Annotated in this window: 22 protein-coding genes; 18 read left to right on the top strand and 4 right to left on the bottom strand. The window is 67.7% G+C overall.

Annotated elements, in window-relative coordinates:
• Nucleotides 1–34: 34 nt before the first annotated feature.
• Nucleotides 35–922 (bottom strand): LysR family transcriptional regulator, encoded by an 888-nt coding sequence (locus tag CAL12_RS14305; protein WP_232464505.1) that lies wholly within the window; start codon nt 920–922, stop codon nt 35–37.
• Nucleotides 923–1,062: 140 nt separating this feature from the next.
• Between CAL12_RS14305 and CAL12_RS14300 the strand changes: the two genes are divergently transcribed.
• From CAL12_RS14300 to CAL12_RS14265, 8 genes are all read left to right on the top strand, one after another.
• On the top strand, nt 1,063–1,905 hold the full coding sequence (locus tag CAL12_RS14300; RefSeq protein WP_086065057.1) for an oxidoreductase: 843 nt from the start codon (nt 1,063–1,065) through the stop codon (nt 1,903–1,905).
• 137 nt (nt 1,906–2,042) lie between these two features.
• Entirely contained in the window at nt 2,043–2,777 is a 735-nt protein-coding gene (locus CAL12_RS14295; protein WP_086065056.1) for a gluconate 2-dehydrogenase subunit 3 family protein, read from the top strand.
• Nucleotides 2,778–2,780: 3 nt separating this feature from the next.
• Nucleotides 2,781–4,556, top strand: a complete 1,776-nt coding sequence (locus tag CAL12_RS14290; RefSeq protein WP_086065055.1) for a GMC family oxidoreductase — start codon at nt 2,781–2,783, stop codon at nt 4,554–4,556.
• A gap of 12 nt (nt 4,557–4,568) precedes the next feature.
• Nucleotides 4,569–5,888: a cytochrome c gene (locus CAL12_RS14285; RefSeq protein ID WP_086065054.1), complete on the top strand. Its 1,320-nt coding sequence runs from the start codon at nt 4,569–4,571 to the stop codon at nt 5,886–5,888.
• 155 nt (nt 5,889–6,043) lie between these two features.
• Nucleotides 6,044–6,985, top strand: a complete 942-nt coding sequence (locus tag CAL12_RS14280; RefSeq protein ID WP_086065053.1) for a LysR family transcriptional regulator — start codon at nt 6,044–6,046, stop codon at nt 6,983–6,985.
• Between the two features lie 99 nt (nt 6,986–7,084).
• On the top strand, nt 7,085–8,059 hold the full coding sequence (locus CAL12_RS14275) for a Bug family tripartite tricarboxylate transporter substrate binding protein (RefSeq protein WP_086065052.1): 975 nt from the start codon (nt 7,085–7,087) through the stop codon (nt 8,057–8,059).
• Between the two features lie 3 nt (nt 8,060–8,062).
• The gene (locus tag CAL12_RS14270; protein WP_086065051.1) at nt 8,063–9,418 is read left to right on the top strand and encodes an MmgE/PrpD family protein; all 1,356 of its coding nucleotides are present in this window, start codon (nt 8,063–8,065) and stop codon (nt 9,416–9,418) included.
• Between the two features lie 36 nt (nt 9,419–9,454).
• Nucleotides 9,455–10,366, top strand: a complete 912-nt coding sequence (locus CAL12_RS14265) for a polysaccharide deacetylase family protein (protein ID WP_086065050.1) — start codon at nt 9,455–9,457, stop codon at nt 10,364–10,366.
• Nucleotides 10,367–10,396: 30 nt separating this feature from the next.
• On the opposite strand, the gene CAL12_RS14260 is transcribed toward CAL12_RS14265, so the two are convergent.
• The 3 genes from CAL12_RS14260 to CAL12_RS14250 form a co-directional block, all read right to left on the bottom strand.
• A complete protein-coding gene (locus CAL12_RS14260; protein WP_086065049.1) occupies nt 10,397–11,233 on the bottom strand; it encodes a universal stress protein in 837 nt (278 codons plus the stop codon).
• Nucleotides 11,234–11,438: 205 nt separating this feature from the next.
• Nucleotides 11,439–12,797, bottom strand: coding sequence for an ATP-binding protein (locus tag CAL12_RS14255; RefSeq protein WP_086065048.1), 1,359 nt, complete (start codon nt 12,795–12,797; stop codon nt 11,439–11,441).
• Nucleotides 12,794–13,465 (bottom strand): response regulator transcription factor, encoded by a 672-nt coding sequence (locus CAL12_RS14250; protein ID WP_086065047.1) that lies wholly within the window; start codon nt 13,463–13,465, stop codon nt 12,794–12,796. The genes CAL12_RS14255 and CAL12_RS14250 overlap by 4 nt, the downstream gene beginning before the upstream one ends.
• A 127-nt stretch (nt 13,466–13,592) precedes the next feature.
• Between CAL12_RS14250 and CAL12_RS14245 the strand changes: the two genes are divergently transcribed.
• The 10 genes from CAL12_RS14245 to CAL12_RS14200 all read left to right on the top strand — a co-directional run bounded on the left by CAL12_RS14245 (nt 13,593) and on the right by CAL12_RS14200 (nt 25,937).
• On the top strand, nt 13,593–14,213 hold the full coding sequence (locus CAL12_RS14245) for a thermostable hemolysin (protein ID WP_086065046.1): 621 nt from the start codon (nt 13,593–13,595) through the stop codon (nt 14,211–14,213).
• On the top strand, nt 14,210–15,691 hold the full coding sequence (locus tag CAL12_RS14240) for an AMP-binding protein (protein ID WP_086065045.1): 1,482 nt from the start codon (nt 14,210–14,212) through the stop codon (nt 15,689–15,691). Before CAL12_RS14245 ends, CAL12_RS14240 begins: the two co-directional genes overlap by 4 nt.
• A 6-nt stretch (nt 15,692–15,697) precedes the next feature.
• Entirely contained in the window at nt 15,698–16,369 is a 672-nt protein-coding gene (locus tag CAL12_RS14235; RefSeq protein ID WP_086065044.1) for a TenA family transcriptional regulator, read from the top strand.
• Nucleotides 16,366–17,181 carry an SDR family oxidoreductase gene (locus CAL12_RS14230; RefSeq protein WP_086065043.1) on the top strand — a complete coding sequence of 272 codons (816 nt, stop codon included), beginning with the start codon at nt 16,366–16,368 and terminating at the stop codon, nt 17,179–17,181. The genes CAL12_RS14235 and CAL12_RS14230 overlap by 4 nt, the downstream gene beginning before the upstream one ends.
• Complete coding sequence (locus CAL12_RS14225; protein ID WP_420042791.1) at nt 17,181–17,894, top strand: tetratricopeptide repeat protein; 714 nt, start codon at nt 17,181–17,183, stop codon at nt 17,892–17,894. The genes CAL12_RS14230 and CAL12_RS14225 overlap by 1 nt, the downstream gene beginning before the upstream one ends.
• A 141-nt stretch (nt 17,895–18,035) precedes the next feature.
• Complete coding sequence (locus CAL12_RS14220; protein WP_086065042.1) at nt 18,036–18,527, top strand: sigma-70 family RNA polymerase sigma factor; 492 nt, start codon at nt 18,036–18,038, stop codon at nt 18,525–18,527.
• Nucleotides 18,528–18,533: 6 nt separating this feature from the next.
• Nucleotides 18,534–19,553 (top strand): FecR domain-containing protein, encoded by a 1,020-nt coding sequence (locus CAL12_RS14215; protein WP_086065041.1) that lies wholly within the window; start codon nt 18,534–18,536, stop codon nt 19,551–19,553.
• Nucleotides 19,554–19,700: 147 nt separating this feature from the next.
• Nucleotides 19,701–22,148, top strand: coding sequence for a TonB-dependent siderophore receptor (locus tag CAL12_RS14210; RefSeq protein ID WP_420042723.1), 2,448 nt, complete (start codon nt 19,701–19,703; stop codon nt 22,146–22,148).
• An 8-nt stretch (nt 22,149–22,156) separates the two neighbouring features.
• Nucleotides 22,157–23,275 carry a PepSY-associated TM helix domain-containing protein gene (locus CAL12_RS14205; RefSeq protein WP_086065039.1) on the top strand — a complete coding sequence of 373 codons (1,119 nt, stop codon included), beginning with the start codon at nt 22,157–22,159 and terminating at the stop codon, nt 23,273–23,275.
• A 127-nt stretch (nt 23,276–23,402) separates the two neighbouring features.
• Nucleotides 23,403–25,937, top strand: a complete 2,535-nt coding sequence (locus CAL12_RS14200; RefSeq protein ID WP_232464501.1) for a carbohydrate-binding family V/XII — start codon at nt 23,403–23,405, stop codon at nt 25,935–25,937.
• Nucleotides 25,938–25,944 lie beyond the last annotated feature (7 nt).

Here is a 25,944-nt window from a genome sequence, read left to right as displayed (position 1 = left end):
GCGGGCACGGGCACGGGCCAGGGCCGATGGGCGACTAGGTTTCCACATGGCGTTCGCGCAGGATGCGCACCAGCGACGCCAGGGCCGCCGATACGCGGCGGCGCGACGGATAGTAGAAATAGAATCCCGGAAATGAGGGCGTCCAGTCTTCGAGCATCCGCACCAGCGTTCCCGCGCGCAGATGCACGTCTGCCTCGTGCTCCAGTACGTAGGCGATGCCCAGGCCGTCCAGCGCCGCCTGGAGCATCACATCGGGTTCGTTGGTGAGCAAGGGCCCGGTCACCGCTGCCCGGATCGGGCGGCCGTTCTGCTCGAATTCCCAGGCATACACGGCATCGGCGGCGACCATCCGGTAGTTGATGCAGCGATGTCCCGCCAGGTCCCTGGGCTCGCGCGGTGGCGAGCGCCGCTCGAAATAAGTGGGGCTGGCCACGACCGCCATGCGCAGCTCGGGCCCGGCCTTGAACGCGACCATGTCGTCGGCGAGCTTCTCGCCCAGGCGGATGCCCGCGTCGAAGCGGTCGGCGACGATGTCCCGGAATCCGTACTCGATCGATACCTCCACGCGCGCATCGGGGTGCCGGTCGGCGAACGATCCGAGCACCGGCCGGATCACGGCTTCATAGGCCTGCCGCGTCGCCGTGATGCGTACCGTCCCCGTGACGTGGTCATGTTGCTGTGCCAGGCCGTCGAGCGTCTCCTCGATGGATGCCAGCGCGGGTGCGAGCGTGCGCAGCAGCCGCTCGCCCGCTTCGGTCGTGGACACGCTTCGGCTGGTCCGGTGCAGCAGCGGGATACCCAAGCCTTTCTCGAGTCGCTTGATGGTGTAGCTGAGCATGGAGGTGGATATCCCCAGCCGCGCGGCCGCTCGCGTGAAGCTGCGCAGCTCGGCCACGGTCGCGAATGCTGCGAGGTCGGGCAAGGAGCGGGATCCGATCGCCTGATCCGTGATCGTTCTACCAGATTTCATGGTCCATCAAAATTGCACTGGATGATCGAATGATCGTGGCCACGTAGGCTTGGAGTCAAGCCGCGACCCGCGGCGTCGAATAAGGAAGAACGATGCTTGATGACAATGCTGTCTGGCTGATCACCGGATGTTCCAAAGGGCTCGGGCTGTCGATCGCTCGCCAGGCGCTGGAAGCCGGGTACCGTGTCGTGGCTACCGCCCGCGATGCGGGTAGCCTGGCTGGGCTGTCAGAGCGGTATGGCGATCGGGTGCTCACGGCGAGGCTCGACGTCACGGATCCTGGGCAGATCCAGAGCGCCGTCGCCCTGGCGCACGAATGGCTCGGGCGAATCGATGTGCTGGTGAACAACGCGGGAGCCGGCTATTTCGGGGCGATCGAAGAGGGCGAGGACGCCGGGGTGCGCGCGGTATTCGAAACCAACCTGTTCGGCCCGCTCAATCTCGCCAAGGCGGTGTTGCCCGGAATGCGCGCGAAGCGCTGCGGACATATCGTCAACATCAGTTCGATCGGGGGCTTTGTGACCTATCCCGCCGTGGGCTACTACCACATGACCAAATTCGCCCTGGAAGCCATGTCCGAATCACTGGCGAAGGAAGTGGCCCCCCTGGGCGTCCATTCGATGGTGGTTGAGCCCGGGGCGTTCCTGACGGATTTCAGGGGGCTTGCCCCGGAAAAGCAACCCGCGACGCGGATAGCGGACTACGCGGACACCGCGGGCAAGGCGCGGGACGCGATATTCGAGGCCCATGGCAAGCAGCAGGGCGACCCGGACCGGGCCGGCCGTGCCATCATCGACGCGCTGCGCTCGCCGAGTCCTCCGCTCAGGCTCCTGCTGGGCGGCGATGCCTTGGACCAGGCGCGGGCGCGCCTGAAGGAGCTGTCGCAACTGATGGACGAGTGGGAAGCCACGACACGCGGCACGAGCTTCCAATAGGTAGCCATGCCAGCCCTGCGTTAAGTCCCTATAAAGGAGATATCTGATATAAGTGCCGGGTCCGGCTCCGGCGAAATACGGCCCGCACGGTTGTCTCTTAGAGGTTGTTTCGCCACCGGTTCCCACGGAGAAGCGACATGACACAAGAGCGAGAGCCCCGCAGGCGTTTCCTGCAGCAGGTGTTGGCCATCGTCCCGGCCTCGACGTTGGCCGCTGGCGCCGCGGTCAGCCAAACTGGCTGCACCAATCAGCCGGCGCAGACCGCCACGGCGGCGGACGCGCATCCCCCCAAGCCCTACAGCCCGACGTACTTCACTGACGCGGAATGGAAATTCGTCACCGCCGCGGTGGATCACCTGATTCCCGCGGACCAGTACGGGGCCGGCGCCATCCAGGCAGGGGTTCCGGAATTCATCGACCGGCAGATGGAAACCCCATGGGGCCACGGCCAGTTGTGGTACATGCAAGGCCCGTTTCATCCCGACGTCGTGCCCGAGCTGGGCTACCAGATCAACCAGACGCCGCGCGACGTCTATCGCCACGGTATCGCCGCGTGCGATGCTTGGTGCAAGCAGCAGCACGGCAAGGCCTATGCCGACCTGGACAAGCCGCTGCAGGAGCAGATCCTGAAGGATCTCGACTCGGGCAAGATCGCATTCGACGACGTGCCGTCCCGCACCTTCTTCAATTTCCTGCTTTCCAACACCAAGGAAGGCTATTTCGCCGATCCCATCTACGGCGGAAACAAGCAGATGGCAGGGTGGAAGATGGTGGGTTTCCCGGGCGCCCGCGCGGACTTCGCGGACTGGACCGACCAGCCCAACGCCAAGTACCCGTACGGGCCTGTGTCCATCTCCGGAGAAAAGGGCTGAGCGATGGCGATCAAGCGAGATAAAGTCGATGTGGTGCTGGTCGGATTCGGCTGGACCGGCGCGATCATGGGACAGGAGCTGACGGACGCCGGCCTCAACGTCCTGGCGCTGGAGCGCGGCCCCATGCGGGATACGCCGACCGACGCGCAATACCCGAAGGTGATCGACGAACTGGCGTACTCAATACGCGGCAAGCTTTATCAGGAACTGGCCAAGGAAACCGTGACCATACGCCACGGCGTGAATGACCTTGCGGTGCCCTATCGGCAACACGGTTCCTTCCTGTTGGGCAACGGCGTGGGCGGCGCGGGCTTCCATTGGAACGGCATGCACTACCGTGCACTGCCCGAGGAATTGCAGCTGCGCACGCGCTACGAGGAACGCTACGGCAAGAAGTTCATTCCGGAGAACATGACGATCCAGGATTTCGGCGTGACCTACGAGGAACTGGAACCGTTCTTCACCCAGTTCGAGTACGTGTGCGGCACGTCGGGCAAGGCGGGCAACCTGCAGGGCAAGATCGTACCCGGGGGGAATCCCCTCGAAGGTCCGCGCAGCAAGGAGTATCCGGTGCCGCCGCTGCCCAACACCCTGGGCGCCCAGCTATTCGAGAAGGCGGCGCGCGATGTCGGCTTCCATCCCTATCCGGCGCCGGCCGCCAATGCGTCCGAGCCGTACACCAATCCCTACGGCGTGCGGCTGGGGCCCTGTAATTTCTGCGGTTTCTGCGAGAACTACGGCTGCTATATGTACGCCAAGGCGTCGCCGCAGACCACCATCCTGCCCGTCCTGCTGAAGAAACCGAATTTCGAACTGCGCGCGAATTCGCACGTGCTCAAGGTCACGCTGGATTCCTCGGGCAAGAAGGCGACGGGCGTCGTCTATATCGACCCGCAGGGACGGGAGGTCGAGCAGCCCGCCGATCTGGTGATCCTGACCGCGTACCAGATGCACAACGTGCGCCTGCTGCTGCTGTCGGGCATCGGCAAGCCGTACGATCCCGTCACCAACGAAGGTACGGTGGGCAAGAACTACGCGTATCAGAACAACGGCTCGGTCAATGTCCTGCTGCCCAAGGGCACGCAGCTCAATCCCTTCGTCGGCACCGGGGCGGGCGGCGTGTCGATGGACGACCTGAATGGCGACCAGTTCGATCACGGTCCGCTGGGCTTCGTTGGCGGCGCGTCGATCCGGCATATCCGCTATGGCGGCCGGCCCATCGCGCAGACGCCCACCATGCCCGGCGCGCCGCGCTGGGGCAGCGGCTGGAAGGCGGCCGTGCAGGATACCTACCAGCGTTATATGAGCATCGGCATTTCGGGATCGGTGATGTCCTACCGCGATGCATATCTGTCGCTGGATCCGACCTACAAGGATGCGTTCGGCCAACCGCTGTTGCGCATGACCTTCGACTGGCATGACAACGAGTTCGATACGATCGACTACCTCGGCAAGCGTATGGACGAAGTCGCCAAGGCCATGAACCCCGAAAAGCACTTCGTCGCGGTGCGCAAGAAGGGTTCGCACTACGACACCCGCGTCTACCAGAGCACGCACAACACGGGCGGCGCGATCATGGGAACCAATCCCAAGGAAAGCGTGGTCAACCGGTATCTGCAAAGCTGGGACGTTCCCAACGTCTTCGTGATGGGCGCCTGCCTGTTCCCGCAGAACATGGGCTACAACCCGACCGGCGTGGTGGCGGCGCTGGCCTACTGGTCGGCCCATCATATCCGCGAGCAATACCTGAAGAATCCCGGCCCACTGGTGCAGGCGTAAGGAGGGGTCGACATGATGAAGCCATATCTCATCGCCGCCTTCAGCCTGGCGGCTAGCCATGCATGGGCCCAGGCGCCCGCGGCCGGCAATGCGGACGCGCAAATGATCAGGCAGGGCGAGTACCTGTCGCGCGCGGCCGATTGCGTGGCCTGCCACACCGCGCCGGGCGGCAAGCCCTATGCGGGCGGCCTGCCATTCGAGACCCCGATAGGCACGGTGTATTCCAGCAACATTACGCCGGACAAGGACACCGGCATCGGCGGCTACAGCTACGAGGACTTCGACCGCGCCTTGCGCCATGGCGTGGGCAAGGGCACCGGCAACCTGTACCCGGCCATGCCTTATCCCTCGTACGCCCGTATCCAGCCCGATGACGTCAAGGCGCTGTACGCGTATTTCATGCACGGCGTCGCGCCGGTCAGCCAGCGGAACAAGGATACAGATATTCCGTGGCCGCTATCGATGCGCTGGCCCCTGGGCATCTGGAGGGGGCTGTTCGCGCCGGATGTCGCGAGCGGGCCGGTTCCCGGCGCCGGCCAGCAGGCGGCGACCGCCGGCGACGCCGAGGTGCTGCGCGGACGCTATCTGGTCGAGGGCCTGGGCCACTGCAGCGCCTGCCATACGCCGCGCGGCTTCGCGCTGCAGGAAAAGGCATCCACCGACGCCGACGGTCCCGCGTTCCTCTCGGGCGCCGTCGTCGACGGTTGGCTGGCAAAGGACCTGCGCGGCGATGTCAATAGCGGACTGGGCGGATGGAGCAAGGAAGACATCGTCGCGTTCCTGAAGAGCGGCCGCAACGCGCATTCCGCCGCTTTCGGCGGCATGGCGCAGGTGGTGCAGGACAGTACGCAATACATGAGCGATACCGACCTGAACGCCATCGCGGCCTATCTGAAGACGCTGAAGCCCGCCGGCAAGGAAGGGACGCCCAAGCTCGCCTACAACGAGGCGACGGGCCAGGCCTTGCGCACGGGCGGCGACAAGAGCGATGGCGCCATCACCTTCCTGAACAACTGCGCGGCCTGCCACCGTAGCAGCGGCAAGGGCTACGCGGAAACCTTCCCGCAGCTGGCGCAGAGCTCGACGGTCTTGAGCAAGGATCCTGCTTCTTTGATTCATCTGGTGCTCAAGGGCGCGCAGATGCCGGGCACGCGGTCGGCGCCCACGGCGTACGCGATGCCCGGCTTCGACTATCGCCTGACCGACGGCGAAGTTGCCGCGGTGGTGACCTTCGTGCGCAATAGCTGGGGCAACCAGGCACCCGCGGTCAGCGCGGATCAGGTCGCCAAGGTGCGCAAGGAGGTGGGGGCGGAGCCCGCTCCGGTGAGATAGCGCCAGGCCCGGGGGCCAGGCGGCAGCCGCCCGGGAATGACGGGTCCGGGTCTTCTGCTAGGATCAGGCTCCCCGGCAGCCCGTCGGCAGGTTCGATGCCAGCCGGACGGCGCCGCCCCGTGGCCAGGACGTCCACCCGCACCGGAGCACCATCCATGGAGCTGCGCCAGATCCGCTATTTCGTCAGAGTGGTCGAAGTCGGCAGCATGAGCCGCGCCGCCGCGGACCTGGGCGTCGTGCAATCGGCGCTCAGCCAGCAGATCAGCCGCCTGGAAGGGGAGTTGAGCGTGCGCCTGCTGACCCGCACGCCGCGTGGCATTACGGCCACGCAGGCCGGCCTGGCATTCCTGCCGGAAGCCCGCCTGATCCTGCGCCATGCCGAACAGGCGCGCCGCGCGGCGCAGTTGGCGCGGCTGAGCGGGACGGCCAGCGTGGGACTGGCGCCGACCACGGCGTCGGTGCTGGCGCTGCCTTTCATGCGGGCCATGCGCGAGCGCTATCCCGACGTGCGCCTGCACATGGTGGAAAGCCTGTCCGGCCATCTGGCCGACATGCTGGAGCGCCGGCAACTGGACTTCGCCATCCTGTTCAACGTCGACGTTTCCGCCAAGTGGAACGTCCAGCCGCTGATCGAAGAAAAACTCTTCCTGGTGCAGTCCACGCGCAATGGCGCCCCCCATGCGGCGGGTCCGATCACGCAAATGTCCGCCTTGAAGGACATACCCGTGATCCTGCCGACGGAGTCGCACGGCCTGCGCAACAAGATAGACGCCGCCTTCCAACGGGCCGGCGTCAAGCCGATGGTGGTGGCGGAAATCGATTCGCTGGCAATGTTGATGGAGTCGGTCGACGCGGGCCTGGGCGCCACCATCCAACCCAGCGCGGCGGTACGGCGCTACCCCGACGCGGCCGAACGCTTCGCGCTCAGCGAGATCGACGACCTGCAGAACCGCCACGTCAACGTCCTCTGCAGCCTGGCCGACGACGAGCTTTCGCCGGCAGCCCTGTGCACCCGCCTGGTACTGACACACTGCGTGCGCACGCTGGTGCAGGAGCAACGGTGGCCCGACGCCTGCCTGTCCGATCAGTTTTCGTGATGCCCCTATACGATTCCATGACTGTGCAAGCCTGGACCGGCTAGTTAGAGTGCCCCACATCCGCGGCGTCAGGATCGCGGAATCCAACAAGGGGATGTCATGAAACGTATGCTTTACGCAGGGTGGGCGGCCGTCATCTGCCTGGTCTCGGGGTTAACCCCCGCCATCGCCCAGGAATGGCCGTCGCGTTCGATCCGGCTGGTGGTGCCGTTCGCCGCCGGCGGTTCGGTGGACGTCACGGCGCGCATCCTGGCCAAGGGCCTGGGGCCGCGGCTGGGCCAGGCCATCGTGGTGGAGAACCGCGCCGGGGCTGCCGGGTTTCCCGGCACGCAGAACGTGGTGAAGTCGGCACCGGACGGCTACAGCATCGTGATGGCCAGCGCCGGCATCATCTCCATCGGGCCCTATCTCTACAAGAACATGCCCTTCGACCCCATCAAGGACCTGGCCCCGATCACGCCGGTGGTCGACGGCGTCAACGTCCTGGTGGTGCGTCCCGACAGCCCGGCGGCCACGGTCCCGGCCTTCATCGACATGGCCAGGGCCAAGCCCGGCAAACTCAACTTCGGCTCCTCCGGCGTGGGCGCGTCCGATGACATGGCGACCCAGCTTTTCATGTCGCTGACGGGCACCCGCATGACCAACATTCCCTATAAGGGCGGCGGTCCGGCCATGGTGGACCTGATCGCCGGCAACACCGACTTCATGTTCTCGGCGGTGGCGCCGGCGGTGGCCCAGATCAAGGCCGGCCATCTGCGCGCGCTGGGCGTCACGTCCTCGCAGCGCCTGGAAGTCCTGCCCGACGTGCCGACGATCGCGCAGGCCGGCGTGCCCGGCTACGAGTCGGTGGCCTGGTACGGCCTGTTCGCGCCGGTCGGGACGCCGCCCGCGGTGATCGACCGGATCAACAAGGAAACGGCGGAAGTGCTGAAAGACCCGGACGTGCGCCGGCAGCTGATCGATGCCGGCCTGCTGCCGCACACCAGCACGCCTGGCGAGTTTGCGAGCTATATCGCCGGCGATTCGAAGAAGTGGGCCGAGGTCATCAAGGCCAACGGCATCAAGGTGGAGTAGGGGATGGCGCAGCACTACCTGGACAGGCTGGCGGATTTCATATGCGACACGCGTCTGGCGGACCTGGACGCGTCCACGTTGCGGCATGGCCGCTGGGTGATCGCCGATACGCTGCCCGTGGTGGCGTCCGGCATGCAGCTGCCGGAAATGCGGGCGTTCGCCGACGCCCACCTGGCGCAGGCCGGGGCCGGGCGCGCCTGGGTATTGGGCACGGGCCGGCGCGCCGCCCCGCTGGACGCGGGCCTGCTGAATGGCAGCGCCGGTTGCTGGCAGGAGCTGGACGAAGGCAACCAGTTCGCCAAGGGGCATCCCGGCATCCAGGTGGTGCCGGCCGCCCTGGCGGTGGCGCAGGAAACCGGCGCATCCGGCGCCGAACTGCTGCTCGCCACCATCCTGGGCTACGAGGTGTCGTCGCGCATCAGCCGCGCCGCCGATATGCGTCTGAGCATCCATCCGCATGGCACCTATGGTGTCATTGGCGCGGCGGTCGCGGTAGGCCGGCTGCGCCGCCTGACGCCGCCCCGGATGCGCGAGCTGATCAGCATGTCCGCCACTATGGGCATGGCCACCAGCCGCAATACGCTGCTGGAAGGCTCGACGGTGCGCAATATCTACTCGGGCCATTCCGCCTATATGGGGCAGATCGCCGTGCAGATGGCGCAGGCGGGCTTCAAGGGGGAGATCGACGGCGTGCGCTCGGTGTACGGCGGCGGGGTGGTCTCGGACCGCTATGACGAAGGCCGCGTCACGCAAGGCCTGGGTGCGGAATGGCTGATGGAGATGGGTTACTTCAAGCTGCATCCCACGGGCCGCTACGTGCACAGCGCCATCGACGCGCTGGAAGACGCGCTGTCGCGGGCCGGCGGCCCGATCGACCCGGCCGACATCGAGCGCATCGACGTCAAGGCCTACAAGCTGGCGGCGATGCTGAACGGCAAGGACATCACCACCAGTTTCGGCGGGCGGTTCTCCGTGCCGTTCGCGCTGGCCACCATCCTGCACCACGGCCGGTCGGGCCTCGCGTCGTTCGACGACGCCGCGGTGGCCAATCCCGCGGTGCAGGCCCTGGTCCAGCGCGTCTTCGTGGAAGAAGACGCCGGCTACACGGCGGAGTATCCTGGGCGGCAGCGCTGCGACGTCACCCTGCACCTGGCGGGCAAGGGTGCCGTCACCGGCCGCTGCGAGATGACCAAGGGCGAGCGCGAGCGGCCCCACACCGAGCAGGCGTTGCAAGGCAAGTTCATGGCGCTGGGCCAGCCGATCTGGGGCCAGGCCACGACGCAACGCCTGTACGAAGCATGCATGCAGATCGAACGGATCGCCGATATCGGCGAGTTTTCGGCCGGGCTCGCGCTGTGAGTCCGCTTTCCCACTGACGCAAGGCGGACTTCACCCATGTTGAAAACGCACGGACGCTACGACTATTCGGCTATCGCGCATCGCCCGGACTACAGCTTTCCCGACGGCAAGCGGCTGGCCGTGCACCTGTCGCTGAATGTGGAGCACTTCGCCTTCGGCGAAGGCCTGGGCAACGACTACGGCGCGCCGCAGGCGCAGCCGAACACGCGCAGCTATGCCTGGCGTGACTACGGCAACCGGGTGGGGGCCTGGCGCCTGCTGGAATTCGCCGACAGGTACGAGCTGCCGCTGGAGCTGCTGGTGAATACCGAGCTCTACGACTACTGTCCGAAGATGATCGCGGCCTTTCGTGCGCGCGGCGACGAGATCGTCGGCCATGGGCGCACCAATTCCGAACGCCAGGGGGACATGGGCTACGAAGAGGAGCGCGCCGTCATCCAGGAAGCCACCGCGGCCATCGAAAGGCACGAGGGCCGCAAGCCCATGGGGTGGCTGGCGCCCTACATTTCGCAGACGCACGATTCGCTGGACCTGCTCAAGGAAGCCGGTTACCGCTACATGATGGACTGGCCGCTGGACGACCAGCCTGTGTGGTTCACCACCAGGCATGGCCGCATCCTGGCGGTGCCGTATTCCCACGACCTGAACGATTCGCTGGAGGCGGTGACGCGCCGCACGCCGTCGCAGCTGTTCTGCGAGAACCTGCTGGACCAGTTCGACGAGATGCTGGAAGAATCCCAGCGCCGGCCCCTGGTCATGAGCATCGTCCTGCACAGTTTCATCCTGGGGCAGCCGCATCGCTTGCGCCAGTTCCGTTATGTGATCGAGCACATCATGGAACAGCGCGACCAGGTCTGGCTGGCCAGGGCGGGCGAGATCTGCAGCTTCATCGAGTCGCTGCCGGACGGCATCGTGCCCGGCAGCGCGGGATACGCCGATCGCGAGTAGGCGCGCGGATGCCGCGCTACCCGCGGGATGTCAGTGCGAGAACAGCACCGGCACGGTCATGGCGTCCAGCATGTCCCGGGAAGCGCCGCCCAGTACCCATTCGCGCATCCGGCTGTGTCCGTAGAGTCCCATGACGATCAGGTCGCAGCTGTGGTCGGATGCGGCGTTCAGGATGGCGTTGCCGTAGCCGAGTCCGGCGGTTTCGCGCGTCAATGACCGGGGCTCGGCGTAGCCCTGCGCGCGGAACCAGGCCTGCAGGTCGCCCGGGACCGTGACGCGGTCCCGCATGCCTTCCGAGTCGGGGTCCAGCGTCAGTACGCAGACTTCTTCCGCGCGCTCGAGGAAAGGCGCGGCGTCCGCCAGGGCGCGCGCCGCTTCGCGGCCGCCGTCCCAGCACACCAGGATGCGGTTGCCGATGCTGACGTATTCGCCGGCGTAGGGCACCACCAGCACCGGCCGGCCGGCGTACATGATGACGTTTTCCACCATGTACGGATCGACGATGGAGTCGGTCTCGCGTTCGTGGGCCTGGCTCAGCACCAGCAGGTCCGCGCAACGGGCATGCAGGGGCAGGACTTCGTCGGGGCGGCCGCCGGGATTGCGCCACTGCGCCGTAACGCCGCTGTCGGCCGCGCACCGCTCGAACTGCCGGTGGCAACCGTCATGCTCCTGCCTGGCCTGCTGCTGCATGACTTCGTACGCGGCGCTGGGGATGATGCTTTCGCCGTAGGGATAATGCATCCACGTGTAGTCAATGTATATGCCCAGGAGCTCCGCTTCGAAGCGCTGCGCCAGCGCGAGCGCGGCGGCGGTGCGGCCCGTGCAGGCCTGGTCTTTTTCGACATGTAGGGCGATGCGTTTCAGCATGATGGTTCTCGCTGGTCATTGAGCGCGGCAAGGGGTGCCTGGCTCCGGCCCGCACGCGCGTCAGGCGGTGGACTTCCCATGCCAGGCCGATACGTCTCCTTCCAGCCCGGTACCGAATGGGCTGCACTTCATAGTCGCGCCGTGGCGGCGACGCCGCGTTGATATGGGTCAAGCGTTCCGCAACGTGCCTGGCGTCGTGCCCGCTTCAGTTGCCCCGCAGGATCGTCAGGCGCATGCCCGGCCCCAGGTCGCTGTCCGCGCCGCGCATGTCGAACCGCAGCGCCAGTCCATGGTTCTGGGCGATGCGGCGGACGATGGACACGCCCAGGCCGCTGCCCGATTCTTCGTTGCCGGCCGCGCGCAGGAAACGATTGCCGATGCGGGGCAACAGGTCAGGCGGTATGCCGGGCCCCTGGTCGTCGACCAGGATGCGCGATGCGGTGAACGTCACGCGCACCCGCGCATGCCTGGGGCCGTAGCGCACGGCATTGTCCAGGACGTTGCGCAGCATGATGACCAGGGCGTCGGAATCGCCGGCGATGGGCAGCGGCGCCTGGCCGTCCGCCGGCCACTCCACGTCGATATCGACGTCGCGCCGGTTGGCGATCCACAGGCAGTCGCCGACCGCCTGTTCGGCGACAGCGCGCCAGTCGATGGCGGCGCCGAAACCCACATGCCTGCTGCTGTCCAGCCGCGCCATGGTGAGCAGCTGGGCGACCAGCCGGTCCAGCCGTTCCAGGCCGCGGGTGACGCTGGCCTGCACCTCGCGCCGCTGGGCGGGATCGTCGGTGCGCTGCGCCACGTCCCACTGCGCGCGCAGGGCGGCCAGGGGCGTGCGCAGTTCGTGCGCGGCGTCCGCCGTCAGCCGCCGTTCCTGGTCGATGAGCGTCGCCACGCGCGCCAGCAGGCCGTTCATGGCCTGCACCAGCACGCGCAGCTCCGCCGGCGTGCCATCCAGGGGCAGCGGCGTATCGTCGTCGGGGGCGCGCCGTTCCAGGCGGGTGGAAAGCTCGCGCACCGGCCGCATGGCGCGCCGCACGGCGTACACCAGCAGGCCGATTAGCACCGGCAGGCTCAACAGCCAGGGCAGGGCCTGGCTGGCCAGGTAGGCGACGATCAGGTCTCGCCGTTCGCCTACGCGCTGGCCCACCGCCACGCGCGTGCCGGAGGCCGCATCGTTCAGATAAAACAGCCGCCAAGGCGTATCGTCGATGCGGCTTTCGAAGAAACCTTCCGCCGTTCCGTTGCGGTCGAATTGCCGGGCCTCCGGATCCAGCGACAACGGCTCGCCGGCGCCGCGCCAGATTGCCACGGCCCAATCGCCCAGGCCGGCGTCGCCCAGGTCGTCGGGCAGCCTGGTCTGCAAGGGATCGGTGGGGAGTGCCACGTCCGGCGGCAGCAGGCGTGCCACTGCCAGCGTCTGCTGCGCCAGGCGCAGCATGTCGGTGTCGTAAAGCTCGTTGATCTCGTGTTCCGCCCGCCAATAGGTGCCGGCGATGGTCAGCAGCCAGGCCAGGGGAGCGGCCAGCAGGACGGCGACGATCAATCTCCGCTGCAGCGTCATGGCTGGCCTTCCACCTGTCCCAGCGCGTATCCCGATCCGCGCAGCGTGCGGATGATCTTGGGATGGATTTTCTTGCGGACGTGATGGACGTAGACGTCGAGCGCATTGCTTTCGACGTCGGCATCCCAGTCGTAGAGTTTTTCGCGGATGAACTCGCGGGTCAGTACGCGATTCGGATGCGTCAGGAACAATTCCAGCAGCAGGGCTTCGCGCGACGACAGATCGATGCGGCGCCCCTGCCAATAGACCTCGTGCGACGCGGGGTGGTATTCCAGGTCGCCATGCCGCCAGACGGGTTCGGGCTTGCCCGCGCCGCGGCGCGTCACCGCGCGCAATCGCGCCGCGAGTTCATCCAGGGCGATGGGCTTGAGCAGGTAATCGTCGGCGCCCGCATCCAGGCCGCCGATACGGCTTTCGACGGCATCGCGTGCCGTCAGCACGATGATGGGCAGGGTGTGTCCGGCACGGCGCCAGCGGGTCAGCAGGGCCATGCCGTCCTCGCCGGGCAGCCCCAGATCCAGCACCACCGCGTCGTACTTGACGAATTGCAGGGCGTGGTCCGCGTCCTTGCCGCTGGTGAACCAGTCGACCGCATAGCCCAGCAGCCCCAGGCCTTTTTTTACGCCGTCACCGAGGAGGGGATCATCTTCGATGATGAGGATTCTCATTCATATTCCTTGCGCCGCGATGCGGGGCAGCTTAGCACCGGCGGGCCGTTAATTTCCGATTAATCTTGGCGTCCTATGCTGCGCCGCATCGCATTGGAAACCAAACATGCATTGTCTGGAATTATTGATGCCGCAGCACGGCGCCCGCGCGTCCTCCATCGCTTGGCCGGCAGGGGAGGGTGAGCAGCAGCCCCTTCTGCACGTGCATCATCGGCACGATCCCCTGCGGCACCACGTCGAATCGTATATCGCGCGACGCTATCGCCAGCGCTATGGCGCGTATCTGAAGGAGTGGCTGCCGGTCCTGGTCAGCCTGCAGGACGATGGCCAGATCCTGGCCGCGGCGGGCTACCGTCCAGCCAGCCAGGCCTTGTTCCTGGAACGCTACCTGTCCGCGCCCGTCGAAAAGTACATCCGCGCAGACGGCGTGCCGGTCAGCCGCGGACGCATCGTCGAAGTCGGGCATTTTGCCGCCATGCGCCCGGGCGCGGGCCGCCGGCTGGTGCCCTTGCTCGCGGACCATCTGCATCGGCAAGGCTATGAATGGGCGGTCAGTACGCTGACGGCGGAACTGCACCATCTGTTCGCGCGCATGGGATTGGCGCACCGTTCGCTGGGTATCGCCAGCGCGGCGCGCCTGGACGAAACGGAGCGCCAGGACTGGGGCGACTACTACGCCCACGGTCCCGAAGTCTTTGCCGGGCATCTGCGCACCATCCTGCAACGCTTCGGGGAGCAAGCCGTATGAACGCGCAGGACTTCTTCGAACTCCTGCGCGAGCCGGACCGCGCCTCCATGACGGCGCTCGAAACGCCGGAGGGGCCGGTCTCCTACGCTGCCTTGAATCGCCGCGTGGAGTCATTGGCCGACGCCCTGGCCGCGGCCGGCGTCGGCGCCGTTGCGTCGCTGATGGACAACGGCGCCGAGTGGATCGTGCACGACCTGGCCTGCATGCGCGCCGGCGTCGTGCATCTGCCGCTGCCCTTGTTCTTCACCCCCGAGCAGATCGCCGCGACGCTGGCCGCCGCGGGCGTGGGCGCGGTGGTGGCCGGCGCCGCCATGCGGCCGGCGCTGGCCGGCCTGGGGCTGGGCGACCCGCAAGCCTTGCCGCCGGCGCTGGACTTGTACCGGCGCGACATTCCACAGGTCGCGCTGCATGTCGGCACGGCCAAGATCACCTTCACGTCCGGATCGACGGGCACGCCCAAGGGCGTGTGCCTGGCGGCGCGCGACATGCTGGGCGTCGCGGCCAGCCTGGCCCGGGCTACCCAGTTCCTGGGCATACGCTGCCACCTGACGGCGCTGCCGCTCCCCATCCTGCTGGAGAACATCGCCGGCGCCTACGCGCCGCTGATGCAGGGCGCCGCCATCGCCGTGCGCGGTTTGGGCGAGGTCGGCATGAAGGGATCGTCGGGCTTCGACCCGGGCGCCTTCCACGATGCGCTGCGCGACAGCGGCGCGCAGAGCGTCATCGTGCTGCCGCAGATGCTGCGCGCCTACGCCGGATGGCTGCGCGCGACGCAGGCGCCGGCGCCGGCGAGCCTGCGTTTCATGGCCGTGGGCGGCGCCGCGGTGGGCGCGGAGCTCCTGGCGCAGGCACGCGCCGTGGGGTTGCCCGCCTACGAAGGCTATGGCCTGTCCGAGGCCTGTTCGGTGCAGACCCTGAACCTGCCCGGGGCCGACCGCGCGGGATCGGCCGGACGGGCGCTGCCGCACGCGCGCCTGCGCGTGGCCGCGGACGGCGAGATCGAGATCGCGGGCGTGCATGCCCTGGGCTATCTGGGCCACCCGCCCTGGTCGGAAGCATGGATGCCCACCGGCGACCTGGGCCATATCGACGCCGACGGCTTCCTGCACGTCAGCGGCCGCAAGAAGAACGTCCTGATCACCGGCTTCGGCCGCAACGTGTCGCCGGAATGGGTGGAGCTGCATCTGGGCAGCCAGCCCGGCATCGCCCAGGCCGTGGTCCTGGGAGAAGGGCAGTCGGCCCTGGGCGCCGTGGTCTGGCCGCTGCCGGGCGCCGAGGACCAGACCATCCAGGCCGGCGTCGAACGCGCCAACCAGCTCCTGCCGGATTACGCCCGCATCGGCGTCTGGGTACGCGCCCGCGCGGAGTTCACCGCGGCGGCCGGCATGGCCACGCCCAACGGCCGTCCGCGACGCGAGGCCATCGCCGCCCGGCACGGCGACATTTTCCTGAGCACTCATCTTCCCCCTTTGCCCTGATCCATCATGTCCTTTTTCGAAACGCTGGTCGCCGATACGCAGGCAAGCCGCGCATCGCTGGTGCAGACCCCGATCATCCAGGATTGCCTGCGCGGCCAGGTCGCGCTGCCGTCCTACATCGCCTTCCTCCGCGAGGCCTATCACCACGTGCGCCACACGGTGCCCCTGATGCACGCCTGCCGGGCCCGGATGCCCGATCGGCTGGCCTGGATGCACGACGCCCTGGACGAATACATCGAGGAAGAGACGGGCCATGACGAATGGATCCTCAACGACCTGCGCGCGCTGGGCCAGGATGCCGACGCGGTGCGCCGCGCGGGCCCCGGTCCGGACACCGAAGTCATGGTGGCCTACGCCTACGACACCATCGCGCGCAACAACCCGGTGGGCTTCTTCGGCATGGTGCACGTGCTGGAAGGCACCAGCGTGGCGCTGGCCCTGAATGCCGCCGATCGCATCCAGCAGACGCTGGCCCTGCCGCCCGCGGCCTTCAGCTATCTGCGTTCGCATGGCACGCTGGACCAGGAACATACCCGTCACTTCGCCGACCTGATGGATCGGCTGGACGATGCCGGCGACCAGGCGGCCGTGCTGCACGCCGCCCACATGTTCTACCGGCTCTACGGCGCCATCTTCCGCGGCCTGCCGCGTGTCCCGGCAGTGGAGGCGGCACGATGAAACCCAGCGAAGCATCCGTGGTCCTGACCGGCGCCGCCGGCGGCCTGGGCAGCGCGATCGCACGCCGCCTGCTGGACGACGGCGCGCGCGTGCTGCTGGTCGGCCGCACGGCCGAGCCGCTGCTGGCGCTGGCGCATGCGCTGGCCACCGGCTCCTTCGATCGATGGCGCGTCGACGCGCTGGTGGTGGACATCACGACCGAACACGGCCGTGCCGCCCTGATCGACGCGGCGGCGGCCCGCGAAGCCAACATGCTGATCAACAACGCCGCCGCGCCGGCCTTCGGCCGCGCCCAGGACCTGCGGCCGGAAGACGCGCAACGCGTGGTCGACACCAACATCGTCGCCCCCATGCTGCTGACCGCCGGCATGCTGCCGCAATTGCTGGCCTGCAAGCGCGCGCAGATCGTCAACATAGGCTCGACACTGGGCAGCCTGGGCGTGCCGGGGTTTTCCGCCTACGGCGCCAGCAAGGCGGCCTTGCGCGTCTATACCGAATCGTTGCGCCGCGAGCTCGCGGACACGCATGTGCGCGTCCAGTATTACGCGCCGCGCGCCATCGCCACGTCGTTCAATGCGCCGGAAGTACTGGCCTTCAACCAGGCGACCGGCTCGCGCAGCGACTCGCCGGACGCGGTAGCGCGCGACCTGATACGCCTGCTGCGCGACGAGTCGCCGCAACGCTACGTCGGTGCGGTCGAGGCGCTGGCCGTGCGCCTGAACGGACTTTTCCCGAAATGGATGGATGGGGCGTTCACCAAGCACAGGCGCGCCCTGAAACCATCCGCCTTCCCCCCTGGAGCTTCTTCATGATTCGAGTTTTCACCTTCGCGGCATGCCCCGCGGAGCGCCAAGGACAGCACCGTCTGGGGCGCCTGGCCGGTTGGGCGGCCGCGCTGCTGACGGCCGCCACCCTGGCGCTGGGCGTGTCGGCCCAAGTCCAAGCGGAACCCGCGGACCTGGACCAGGGCATCCATGCCCTGCAGACCGAATGGGCGGTCATCCAGTACAAGACGCCGGAGGACCAGCGCGCGGCGAAGTTCGAGGCGCTGTCCAAGCAGGCCCATGCGCTGACCACCCGCTACAACGGGCGGGTCGAGCCGCTGATCTGGGAAGGCATCATCATGAGCTCCTGGGCCGGCGCGAAGGGCGGGCTGGGCGCCCTGGACCTGGCCAAGCAGGCCAAGGCCGACTATGAGGCCGCGATCCAGATCGACAGCAAGGCGCTGGACGGCTCCGCGCTGAACAGCCTGGGCGTCCTTTACTACAAGGTGCCTGGCTGGCCCATCGGTTTCGGCGACAACAAAAAGGCCGAGGCGCTGCTGCAGCAGGCCCTGACGGTGAATCCGGACGGCATCGACCCGAACTACTTCTATGCCGACTACCTGGTCTACCGCAATCGCAAGTCCGAAGCGATTCCGTATCTGGAAAAGGCGCTGAAGGCGCCGCCGCGCCCGGGCCGCGAAGTGGCCGACGAGGGCAGAAGGGCGGACATCCAGACGCTCCTGGCCAAGATCCGCTCCTGAGCGGAGGGCGGTGAACCGGACCTTCGCCGACCAAATAAGAATAATTCTTGGTATCATCGCCGGATTCGTCGATGGTTGCCTGTTCCTGCCAGCGCGCTATCGCTTTTTCCCGCCTGTTGCGCGCTGCCGGGGCGATCGACCATGTCCACCGCTGCACTACGAGTCCTCTACGAAGACAACCATGACTGGCTCTGCCTGTGGTTGCGGCGGCGCCTGGACTGCGGCGACGAAGCGGCCGACCTGGCCCATGACACCTTCCTGAGGCTGCTGCGCAAGCCGGAGGACATGCCCGGGTTGCGCGAGCCGCGCGCCTATCTGACCACCATCGCGCGCGGCCTGCTGAACGATCACTGGCGCCGCCGCTCGCTGGAACGCGCCTGGCTGGAGGCCGTGGCGGCCCTGCCCGCGGAGGCCACCGTGTCGCCGGAGGCGCTGCTTTCCATGCGCCAGGCCCTGCATCAGCTCGATGCGCTGCTGGCCGGACTCGCGCCGCAGGCGCGCAACGTCTTCGTGCTCTCGCAGCTGGAAGGCCTGAGCTATGCGCGGATCGCCGCGCGTCTGGGCATCAGCGAACGCACGGTCAAGCGCTACATGGCACAGGGCTTCGAACTGTGCCTGACCCTGATGGACTGATCCGCCGTGCCGAGCTCCCAACCTTCAACCGGGCTGGACGGCGCGGTGGTTCGCGAAGCGGCCCGCTGGCTGGTGCGCCTGCATTCCGGCCAGGCTGGCCCCGACGACTATGCCGCTTTCGAGCGCTGGCGCCGCCTGGATGCGCGCCATGAAGCGGCATGGCAGCGTGCGGAGCGCCTGAGCCGCCAGTTCGGCGCGCTGCCGCCGGGCCTGGGCGTGCCGGTGCTGACGCGGTCGACGGCCGACCGCCAGGCGCGCGTCAACCGCCGGGCGGTGGTGAAGACGCTGCTGGTCCTGGGCACGGCGCTGCCCGCCGCCTGGCTGGTCTACCGCGACGCGCCTTTGTTCGGCGGGGCGGACGATTTCCGCACCGCCGTGGGCGGCAACCGCCAGGTCGTGCTCGCCGATGGCAGCCAGGTTCAATTGAACACGGCGACCAGCGTCGCGGTGCGGTACACGCCGGATACGCGCGTCGTGCAACTGCGGCGCGGCGAAATCTACGTGACGACCTCCCCGGATGTGGATGGCCGGACGCGGCCCTTCCTGGTGGACACGGCCCAGGCCAGCCTGCGGGCCCTGGGCACGCGCTTCGAAGTGCGCCAACTGGACGACGAGACCTATCTGCGCGTGCTGGAACATCGTGTGGAAGTCACGCTGCGTGCGGATGGCGCGCGCAGGATCGTCGAGGCGGGCGAATCGCTGCGATTCACCGCCGGGGAATTCCGCGCGGCGCGGGCCGCGCGCCGCAATGGCGCGGCCCTGGGCGGGCAGGGCGGCGACGCGCCCGCCTGGACGCGCGGCGTATTGGAAGCGGACAACTTGCGGCTGGACGCCTTCCTGGCCGAGTTGTCGCGCTATCGGTCCGGCGTGGTCCGCTGCGATCCGGACGTCGCCGCGCTGCGGGTGTCCGGCGTGTTCAGGCTGGCCGATACGGACAACGTGTTGGCGGTGGTGGCGCAGACGCTGCCCGTGCGCGTCGTGCGGCGCACGCCGTACTGGGTCACGGTGACCGGCCGGCCGGGTTGAATGCCACGCAGGGCCCCGGCCGCGGGTTTGGTGTCCGCGAGCGCAGTTTCATTTGGTTTCAACTTTCATGGCAGGCGCTTGTCCCTTTTCCCGGTCCCCATCCGGCATACGGCGCATCAACGAACCGCATGCAAGAGGAAAGTGGAAGTGGGAGCTGCACGTACACCCGTTCGCGGCGCGGCCGCGCGATACGCGTTTTCCGCGTTGGCGATCTGCGCCGCGACCGCGGCGGTTTTCGACACCCGGCCTGCCCATGCGCAGGCCGCGGACCAGTCCGCGGCGCGCAGCTTCGATATACCGGGAGGGCCGCTGGCCCAGGTGTTGTCGGCCTTCGCCAAGGCTGCCGACCTGACGGTGTCTTTCCGCCCGGAAGACACCGCGGGCCTGGAAAGCCAGGGCCTGCACGGCAGCCACACAATCGCGCAGGCGCTGGAGCAGTTGCTGCGCGGCACGGGCCTGAGCGCCGTGCCCCCGCCCGGCGAAGGCTACGTGGTGCGCGGCGCGGAACCGGCGGCCGCCAACGGCACGGCGGCGGGTGCCGTGGCCAACTCGGCGCGGGCCGGAACCCCGGCCCCGGCCGACGGCGCGACCGGGGCCGGCGGCGCCACCACGCTGGAAGCCATCCAGGTCAGCGGGGACTGGCTCGGCACCGGGCTGGAAAACAGCGTGCAGACCTTCGGCGGCGCCCGTACGCTGGTGCAACGCCAGGAAATACAGGATAGCGGCGCGACCAACGTAGCCGACGTACTGCGCCGCGTGCCCGGGGTGCAGATCAGCGGCAGCACCAGCAACTCCGGCAGTTCGGTGGCGCTGCACGTGGGGATACGCGGCCTGAATCCGCGCAACTCCTTCCGTACCACCATGCTGATCGACGGCATCCCGCTGGCGATGGCGCCGTACGGCCAGCCCAACCTGGTGCTGTCGCCCGTCAGCCTGGGCAATATCGAGTCCATCGACGTGGTGCGCGGCGGCGGGGCGGTTCGCTACGGGCCGCAGAACGTCGGCGGCGTCATCAACTTCAAGACGCGCGCCATTCCCACCAGCGATGGCCTGACCGCGGACGCCTCCGCCCGCTACAACGTCTTCAGCCACGGCGGCGCGAACACGCAGTACAGCACCTTCGTGGGCACGCAGATGGACAACGGCCTGGGGGTGGCGCTGCTGTACTCCGGGATGGACGGCCAGCAGTGGCGCGACGGCAGCCACGACCGCTACAACGACGTGGCGCTGAAATGGCGGTACGAGATCAGCCCCACGTCGGAGGTGTACGGCAAGTTCGCCCACTATGACGTGAAGTCGATGACGCCGGGCGGCCTGACGGTGGACGAATACCGGCAGGATCCGTTCCAGAACACGCATCCCACCGATTATTGGAAAGGCAAGCGCGACCAGGTCGACATCGGCTACCTGAACACGATCTCCGACACGCAGGAGTTCGAAACGCGCATCTATCACTACGACAGTTCGCGCCAGAGCTCCCTGATCAACACGGGCGTGAACCGCAACGATTTCCAGCCGCGCAACAACCAGGTACTGGGCATCGAGCCGCGCTACACGCAGCGGCTGTCATGGGGTTCCACCACGCACGACGTCACGGTGGGCTATCGCTACATACGCGAGACCGGCCAGGACCGGCGCTATTCCACTTCGCTGGCTACCGGCGACCGCGTCGGCGCCACGCAGGTGTTCGACAACGGCACGCGCGCGCATTCCTTCTATCTGGACGACCGCATCGCCTACGGCAATTGGCGCGTCACGCCGGGCATACGCTACGAAAAGATCGAAAGCGACCGCGAGCCCAGCGGCACGGCCGACGATTCGACGTTCGAGGTGCGCAACAGCCGCGGCCTGCCGTCGCTGAACGTGGCCTATCTGGTCAACGACAGGCTGACGCTGTACACGAACTACAGCACGTCCTTCGGCGCGGTGCAGTACACGCAGCTGAATTCCATGTCGGATTCCAATCCGCTGAAGCCGGAAGTCGCCAAGACGGTGGAGGCGGGCTTCCGCTATACCGGCGAACAGGTCCACACCGAACTGACGATCTTCAACCTGCGTTTCGACAACCAGATCCTGTCGATTCCCGGCACCAACCCGGCGGTGTTCCGCAATCTGGGCGCGACGACGCACAACGGGGTGGAGTTCGCCGTCGATTACGACTTCGACAAGGCGGGGCCGTTGGCCGGCTTGAACCTGTACGCCAACTACACCTATGTGCGCGCGATCCAGAAGTCGGGCGAGTTCGAGGGCAATGACGTGCCGTTCTACTCGCGGCAGACCGGCACGGTGGGCGGGCGCTACACGGTGCGCAACTGGGCCTTCAATGTCTTCAGCACCGCGCAGAGCAGCCAGTATTCGGATACGGCCAACACGGACAAGGAAAGCGCGGACGCGACGAACGGGCGCGTGCCGGGATTCAGCGTGTGGAATGCGCAGCTGAGCTACAGGTTTCCGCAGTGGAACGGCAGCGAGCTGGCGCTGGGCGTGAACAACGTGTTCGATCGCCGCTATTACACGCGCAACACCGACACCAACGGCGGCCGCATGGTGGGCGCACCGCGCATGGTGTACGTGCAGGCGCGTGTCGCGTACTGACCGCGCCCATGCGGAGCCTGCGGCGCGTGTGGCTGCTATGCCATCGCTGGACGGCGCTGTGCCTGGGCTGGCTGCTGGTGCTGTCCGGTATTACAGGGTCCTTGCTGGTGGTGGCGCGGCCGATGGATCGCTGGCTGCACCCGGCGTATTTCCAGGCGGTGTCGGCTGGCTCGCCTGGTGCCGGCATGGTCGCGTTCGAAGGGTTGCGCCAACGTCTCGCGGCCGAATTCGGGACGGGAGCGTCCTTCACGTTCGCGCCGCCTCGGCGGGCAGGCGAGACCTTGCAGGTACTGGTACGCGGCAGTTGGCGTGGCAGTCTGTACCTGGATCCCGACACCGGCGTCGAGCAGGGCCGGCGCGGCGCGGACGAAGGCCTGGTCGCCTGGCTCTACGGCCTGCATAGCGCATTGTGGATGGACCAGACCGGCAAGGCCGTGCTCGCCTGCGCGGCGCTGGCTTACCTGCTGCTCGCCTTGACCGGCGTCGTGCTGTGGTGGCCGCGCCGCTGGCCGCCTTCCCTGCGCATCGAGTTTGGCAAGGGCGGCACCCGCGCCTTGTTCGACGTGCATCGCACGGGCGGCGTCGTGGCGGGCCTGCTGCTGGCCGTCTGCATGGGGACAGGCGCTTATCTGGCGTGGCGGCCGATCGGCGGCTGGATCACCTGGCTGAGCGGCGCACCGCGCACGGTGGCGCCGGTGCTGCCGCAGGTGCAACAGGCGACGCTGCCGCAGGTGCAGCAGCCAACGCAGCCGTCCGTCTCCCTGGACGATCTGGCGAACCGGGCGCGCGCCGCCTTTCCGGACGGCGCCATCGGCTATTTCCTGTACACGCCGCGCACCGACCGCCCGCTGGCCATCCGCATGCGCGTGCCCGACGATCCCCATCCCAACGGCCGTTCCACCGTATGGCTGGATCCGCGCACAGGCGCGATCCTGGCCACCCAACGCTGGAACGAGCTCGACCCCGGCACGCGCATCAATTCCTATATCTATCCCCTGCATACCGGCGAACTGGGTGGCATCGCGGGGCAGGGCACCGTCGCGCTGCTGGGCCTGCTGCTGGCCGCGCTGGGCGGCAGCGGCATCTGGCTATGGTGGCGCCGGCGTCGCGCGCGGCGCCAGTTGTAACGCGCGTTGTGCGTTCCGGCCAACTGGCGGTATAAACCGCAGCGCTGCCGGCCCTGGCGCGTCGCCACGGCGGCGGCGCGGGGTGGGCCGTGTCCGCCGACATCGTATCCCTGGAAGGAGCGTTCCCATGAACTCCGGCATCCGCCGCCTTGCCATGCCCCTGGCGACCATCCTCGGCGTCACGCTGGCCGGCGTGTGCAACGCCCAGTCCACCTCCCCAGTCGTACCCCCCATCGCACCCCCCATCGCACCCCCCATCGCACCCCCCATCGCACCCGCCGTGGCGGCGCCCGCCTCGGTCCCGCCCGCCGACGCGCGCCAGGAACAGGCGTCCATGCAGGCGGCCGACCACGCCTTGCAATGGCCACGCACGCTGGATGCGGCCAACGGCATGCGCGTGCAGCTTTACCAGCCCCAGGTCGACAGCTGGAACGGCGACAGCATCGGTGGCCGTATGGCGGTGGCCGTCGGGGCGGCGGACGGCAATCCCACCTATGGCGTGGTGCAGTTCAGCGCGCGAGCCGACATCAACAAACCGGCCGGCCTGGTGTACGTGGACCAGATACGCATACAGAAGATCGATCTGCCGACCGCCCCGCAGAACGCCGCCCAGTTGCGCAAGCTGCTCGAATCCCACATACCGCCCAGCATGACCACGCGGCTGGAAGCCCTGCAGACCAGCTACGCCGTATCGCAGAAGATCGCGTCCCTGCCATCGGTGCCGGTCAGGAACGCCCCGCCCGTGATCGTGTTCCGTTCCGTGCCCACCATCCTGGTGCCGATGGATGGACCGCCGTCCCTGTACGACGTGCAGGGCGCCGCCGGCTGGCAGCGTGTCGCCAACACGCGCGCGCTGATGCTGGCCGATAACGCCGGCTACTTCTACCTGAACGTGACGGGCCACTGGTTCCAGGCCGCGGCGATCACCGGGCCCTGGCAGGCGCTGGACACTCCGTCGCGGCAGCTGTTGGCGGCGGCCGACGCCAGCACGCGCGCCGAAAAGCCCGATCCCATGCTGCCGCGCGATGGCAAGCCATCCACGGTGGTGCCGCAGGTGCTGGTCGAAACCCAGCCCGCCGAACTGGTGATCACCAGCGGCGCGCCCGAATTCGCGCCGGTGCAGGGCACCGGCCTGCTGTCCATGACGAACGCCGATCATGCGGTGTTCATGTATCCAACCAGCAATCGGTACTACATCCTGGTGTCGGGCCGCTGGTTCAGCGCGGCGCGGCTGGATGGGCCGTGGAGCTACGTCCCGGGCAAGCAGCTGCCCAAGGATTTCGCGCGCATCGATCCGCACGATCCCTCGGCGGGCGTGCTGGCGTCCGTGCCTGGCACACCCCAGGCCAGGGAATCCGTGATTGCCGCGACCATCCCGCAGACCGCCACCGTCACGCGCGACAAGGCGACGCTTAATGTGGCGTACCTGAACGGGCCGCCGGATTTCGTGTCCATCCCGGGTACGCAGGTGCGCTTCGCCGCCAACAGCCAGACGCCCGTGTTCCTGGTCGACGGCGGCTATTACGCCTTGTCCAACGGCATCTGGTTCAGCGCCGCGGCGGCCTATGGGCCGTGGCGCGTCGCCGACCGGGTGCCGGCCGCGATCTACGCCATTCCGGTGTCCTCGCCGTTCCACTACGTCACCTACGTACGCGTCTACAACGCGACACCGACGACCGTCGTGTTCGGCTACACGCCGGGCTACATGGGGGTGATGGTGGCGCCGGACGGCACGGTGGTCTATGGCACGGGATATGTCTATCCCGCCTATGTGGCGGGGCCCGTCTACGTGGGCTATCCGCCCACCTACGGTTACAACGCCGCCTTCGATACCGCGGTGGGCTTTGCCTTCGGCTTCGCCATCGGCTCGGTGTGGGGCGCCCCGGCGCCTTACTGGGGGCCGTATTGGGGCGCGCCGTACTGGCGTGGCGTCAATGTGAACACCGTCGATGTGTATGGCCATTGGGGCGGCACCGGTGTGGTCACGCACGCGAGCGGGTGGAACGGCTGGACCGGTACGCAGTGGCAGGGCACGCATGCCGAAGGCTACAACCCGGTCACCGGACGCAGCTTCGAAGGCACGCGCGGCGCGGCCTACAACTGGCAGACGGGCAACGCCGCCGCGGGTTACCGCGGGGCCTATGACAATCCGGTCAACGGCACCGCTGGCGCCTCACGCGGTGGCATCGCCGGCAACGTGGATAACGGCACCTGGACGGCCGGCCAGCAGTCTATCCATACCAACGACAACACGGGCCGCACCACCGCGACCGCCCGCACCGCCAGCGGCCAGTCGGGGCAGGGCGTCACCAGCCATGCCGACCGTGGCGTCACGCACGACAGCCGCACCGGCAATACCGTGGGCTGGGACAATGGCAATGTCTATGGCGACCACGACGGGAATGTCTATCGCCACACCGACCAGGGCTGGCAGCAGCACACGTCCTCGGGCTGGCAGCCGATGACGCCCGCCAACACCGATGCCGCCAACCGCACCTATCTGAACCAGCAGCAGCAGGCGCGCGCCCAGTCGGACAACTACAGCCGCGGCCGCTACGATGACGCGGCGTTGCAGGACCGGGGCTGGGGCAATCGCGGCTTCAACGGCTCGGGCTGGGGCGGCGGCGACCGCTTCGGCGGCGGAGGCCGCTTCCGCCGCTGACCGTCAT

The organism is Bordetella genomosp. 8, assembly GCF_002119685.1.
GTDB lineage: Bacteria > Pseudomonadota > Gammaproteobacteria > Burkholderiales > Burkholderiaceae_B > Bordetella_C.
Note: the sequence above shows the minus strand (reverse complement) of the source record. Positions and strands in the feature narration are given on the sequence as shown.